Below are 1,088 nucleotides of genomic sequence, written 5' to 3'. Positions count from 1 at the left end.
ACATACCACCGCCGCGAGATTCTGAGGAGCACTTTTCGATAACGGTGTTTGTGATGTTTGCCACAACAGTAGATGCGGTACTATCTATGGTTCCGATATAAATTCCAGCCCCAAGACCTGATTTGCCATTCAATGTACCACTTGTCTTGCATCCGCTGATAAGGGCGTTTGTAAGCGTTAGTTGTGTACCCCCTGTAGCACATATGGCACCACCCATAGCACCATAATAATCTACCGCAAAGGTTTCACAATCTAATATCTGCGGTATTGATGATTCAGTCCCGATAAGGGAAATCATGGCTCCTGCCGCGTAAATGCCTGCACCTTGACCACCACTCGTCGTCTTACATTCTTTGATTGCTCCGCCCGTCATGTTGAACTTGCATGTCGTACCAGATGCAAAGACCCCCGCCCCCTTTCCTGGTGATGTATTGCCCGCGATCTCACCGCCTGACATGTTTACGATGGTGTTGCCGCCAATATAAAGACCTGAGCCTTGTTGGGCACTGTTATTATTGATTGCCCCTCCTTGGATGTTTACTATAGAACTACCTGTGGCGAAAATACCAGCGCCGTTACCGCCAGATGAAGCGGGCTTAGTAACGCTGTTGCCTGAAATAGAGGCTGTGCCACTAATTGTTGCGGTTGCGGTCTTTAACCACAAACCACCACCGTTACCGCCTACGCCAGGTCCGTTATTTATAATCGATCCTCCTGACATATTGAAACTTGTAGTCGAGGTCCATGGGGTTGAGCGTTCCATATAAACTCCCGAGGCCTCTGTCCCAGCACACCCAGAAATTGTTCCGCTTTTAAAATTGAAAGGTCCTGTACCTAGCCAGAAGACTCCGCCACCGTTCTTTTGTGTCGCAATCAGCACATCTCCCACAAGGGAAGTATTGCAGTCTATTATTTGAGGACTATCAGAACCAGTTCCAAAGTTGAACGTGTTATTATTTTGAAAAGCAATGCCACCGCCGAAAGAGTCTGACTGGCAACTTCTAACAGTCGCTGAGCCAATCATAGTCAAGGCTTTACCATTTACAAAAACACCCCCGCCTTTTGCTCGACCGTCAGTCGTGTCAGCC

The 1,088-nt window shown here is 48.1% G+C and carries 1 pseudogene; it reads right to left on the bottom strand.

What is annotated here, in order from left to right:
• Window positions 1-1,088, bottom strand: a pseudogene (locus tag NHH16_RS15425) (hypothetical protein); the annotation flags it as partial.

It is taken from the genome of Ohessyouella blattaphilus (assembly GCF_024721265.1).
Lineage (GTDB): Bacteria > Bacillota > Clostridia > Lachnospirales > Lachnospiraceae > Aequitasia > Aequitasia blattaphilus_A.
This window is presented reverse-complemented; position numbering and strand designations above follow the sequence as displayed.